The 3528-nt window shown below is 59.6% G+C and carries 4 protein-coding genes; all 4 read left to right on the top strand.

Annotated features, from left to right (window positions below; all coding sequences use genetic code 11):
- Window positions 1-1258, top strand: a 1258-nt coding sequence (locus EOA32_RS34975; RefSeq protein ID WP_128374124.1) for a heavy metal translocating P-type ATPase, incomplete at its 5' end; no start/stop codon positions are given.
- A 5-nt stretch (window positions 1259-1263) separates the two neighbouring features.
- On the top strand, window positions 1264-1419 hold the full coding sequence (ccoS, locus tag EOA32_RS34970; protein ID WP_081714250.1) for a cbb3-type cytochrome oxidase assembly protein CcoS: 156 nt from the start codon (window positions 1264-1266) through the stop codon (window positions 1417-1419).
- A 612-nt stretch (window positions 1420-2031) separates the two neighbouring features.
- Window positions 2032-2376 (top strand): hypothetical protein, encoded by a 345-nt coding sequence (locus tag EOA32_RS34965; protein ID WP_126057793.1) that lies wholly within the window; start codon window positions 2032-2034, stop codon window positions 2374-2376.
- Window positions 2377-2656: 280 nt separating this feature from the next.
- The coding region (locus EOA32_RS34960; protein WP_189407637.1) for an FAD-dependent monooxygenase at window positions 2657-3528 on the top strand (872 nt) is incomplete at its 3' end.

Here is a 3528-nt window from a genome sequence, read left to right as displayed (position 1 = left end):
GTTTCTGGCGGAAATGGTTCGTCTTATGGAAGCGGCAGAGGGCGGCCGCGCGCATTATCGCCGGATCGCCGATCGCGTTTCAGCGCTCTATGCCCCGGTGGTTCATCTCACAGCCTTCGCGACGTTCCTTGGCTGGATGGCGGTGACCGGCGACTGGCACCGGGCGATAACCATCGCCATTGCCGTTCTGATCATCACCTGCCCGTGCGCGCTCGGCCTCGCCGTACCGATCGTTCAGGTGGTCGCCGCGCGGCGCCTGTTTGAGAACGGCATCATGGTAAAGGACGGTTCTGCCATGGAGCGCCTGGCGACGATTGATACAGCGGTGTTCGACAAGACCGGAACGCTCACGCTCGGCCAGCCCCGGCTGGTCAATGCATCGTCGATCGATCCGGCCATGCTGGCAGTCGCGGGAGACATGGCTACGCATTCCCGCCATCCTTTTTCAAAGGCCATAGCCGGTTTTGCCCATCCCGGCGGGCAGTACAAATTTGATGCCGTCACCGAGCATCCAGGGTTTGGAATCGAAGCCACTGGAGCCGGAAGCACCTGGCGGCTAGGCCGACGCGGATGGGCTGGATGGAGAGCCCGGACCGGTGGTGAAGGCAAACATGGCGGAACCGTGCTGACAAAAGACGGGTTCATTGTCGCGACCTTCGATTTTGAGGACGCGCTGCGCGCAGACGCCAAGGCGGCGATCGGGCAATTGAGCCATGCCGGGGTGTCAGTGGAAATGCTGTCGGGCGATACTGCGGGTGCCTGCGGTGAAGTCGCAGAAATGCTGGGTGTCAAGGACTTCGTTCCGTGCCTGCTGCCATCCGGCAAGGTCGAGCGCATCGAGACCCTGGCGAAAGACGGACACAAGGTTCTGATGGTTGGCGACGGCCTCAACGACACGCCGGCGCTCAGCGCGGCGCATGTCTCGATCGCTCCAGCTACCGCCGCCGACATTGGCCGCAATGCCGCCGACTTCGTATTCCTGCGCGAAAGCCTTCTGGCAGTGCCTCTCGCGCTGGACGTCTCGCGCAAGGCGGGACACCTGATCCGCCAGAACATCGCGATTGCGATCGTCTACAATGCGGTGGCAGTACCAATCGCCATCCTCGGGCACGCCACGCCTTTGTTAGCGGCGATTGCCATGTCTGCCTCATCGGTGCTTGTTATTGGAAACGCATTGCGCTTGCACGGCTTCGGGGCGAATGCGACGCTGCAAGTTATTCAAAAAGTCGGACGCTCCGCAGTCAGCTATTCGGCATAATCCTCGTGACGACGTTGCTCTATCTCATACCAGTGGCCCTTTTTCTGGGTGCACTGGGTGTGTCCGGCTTCGTCTGGGCATTGCGAAGCGGTCAATACGAAGATCTCGACGGAGCCGCCGAGCGGATACTAATTGATCGGGACGACAAACCGGAACGCTGATTTCAATCCGCTGTGCATAAGATGCGCGGATCGCGCTCGTCAGTCGAGCCGGCTCGGTCGGGAACAAGCTGTCCATGCTCCATGCTCCATGCTCCATGACCATCTTGACCTAAGCTGCACACTACATTTGTGAAAAGCCTCTGTCGTGCGAAGGACTGCCTCCCATTGCACCCAGTATGAGGCGGCTGATGCCACGAGAGTACCTCGCGTGGCCGGACGAGAGCTTGGCCATGTGCGCACGGGTTCCAAAGTGGAACGTCACGGTCGATCACCTGACCGTGAACCGCCAGTGCCGATTGGTCATGTCTGGCTGATCCAGATCAGGGTCATACTCATCGGTGTGTTCTATTGACCAGTCTTCGACGGAGAAATGCATGACTTACGGAAAGATTGGTCGTCATTATCAGCACCTTCACGGTTCTGGGTTTTCTGTCGTGTGGTCGGCCATGCCTTGTGCTTACGGCGCAGCCATTAGCTGACCGGCGTCGTGTGTATCTCGCTTGCTGGCTGACCATCCGCGTGGCTGCGCGGACACGGGGGCCGATCAACAGCTTTCGCCTTTGATGGGTTGTGTGCGTCGAAAGTGGCCTTCTTTGGGCTGACTTCGTAGAAATGTTCCAGGGCTCGCATCCAGCGCCGAAGATCCTCGTGATGTCAACGTGCTGCGGAGCATCATCGGGGTTGGGACGTGCGTTTTCGAGATCGATCAACCGTCCGAAGTTGATCATTGGTTCGAGTGACGCGCGCTATTTCGACGACTATGTCGCCGCGTGGGCTTTGCTCTATCGGCGACTGAATTGCAAGGACATCGACATCGAAGCCATGCAGCAGGTTCTTGATGAGATATGCGCGGTCGTGGATAAAAGTTTCCGCTACCTTGGCTGGGATGACGAGAGAGAGCGCTACGTTCGATACCCTCGCAAGAGAGCCCGCTTCGACGTCGTGGAGCGTGAGTAGTATGCGCAAGGGTTCCAGGTGGAATGTGGCGATCGATGCGGCGCGGCCGTGGCTGACCAGCGTCGCGAGTGTCTCGCTTGCTGGCGGCGATCTGCGCGGCTGCGCGGCCAAAGGGCGGGATCGGTTAGCCGCATCCACCTCTGAGCGCTTTGAGTGCTTCGTTGCCGATCGATGCGAATCTCCCGGCCCAGCGCCTTTAGGCAATGCGGCGGCCACGGAGCTCATGTCACTCGGCTCAGTTCCACCGTTACACGAGGATAGGCGACCGGATGGCGGCACGCTGATGGGCTCTGACGATAATTTTGACATCGTTGTCGTTGGAGCCGGCCCGGTCGGCCTTTCGTTCGCTGCGTCGCTTGCCCAAAGCGAACTCAAGGTGGCAGTTGTTGAACAGAACACATTCGATAGTCTGGCGAATCCGGCTTTCGATGGTCGCGAAATCGCGCTGACCAACGCTTCGATCAGAACCCTTCGCGAGCTCGGCGCCTGGGATGTCATCCCGGCTTCGGACAAATCAGCACTTCAAGGCGCGCGCGTGCTCAACGGCTCGAGCGCATTCGCTCTTCGTTTCGATCCTCCCAGCAACTCTGGAGAACCGCTGGGGGTTTTGGTTCCAAATTGCCGGATCCGCGAGGCGCTGTTCAAAATCGTCCGCTTGCAGGATCGCGCCCGGCTGTTGTGCGGCCACTCGGTCGTCGATGCAACAAACAGCCAAGAAGGAGCAGTCGTAACGCTCTCTAATGGCGCGCGTTTAACTGCTCGGCTGGTTGTTGCCGCGGATTCGCGTTTGTCCGCCACGCGTGATCTGCTAGGCATCGGCGCCGATATCAACCGGCTTGGCCACTCGATGCTGATTTGCCGAGTGAGGCACGAGCGCGCCCACCACCAGATCGCCATCGAATGGTTCGATCACCATCAGACGATAGCGATGTTGCCCCTCGCGGAGGGCATGTCGTCGCTGCTGCTCACATTGCGCTCAAACGAGGCCTATAGACTGCTTGCCTTCGATGATGATTTGTTCCTGTCGGAGTTGACGAAACGGTGTCGAGGGCGCCTTGGAAAAATGACCTTGGCAAGCAAGCGCCACACCTATCCGCTGGTCACGACCTGGGCGCACAAATTCCGGGCGCCGAGCGCCGCACTCATCGGCGA

It is taken from the genome of Mesorhizobium sp. M1A.F.Ca.ET.072.01.1.1, from assembly GCF_004023325.1.
GTDB lineage: Bacteria > Pseudomonadota > Alphaproteobacteria > Rhizobiales > Rhizobiaceae > Mesorhizobium.
Note: the sequence above shows the minus strand (reverse complement) of the source record. Positions and strands in the feature narration are given on the sequence as shown.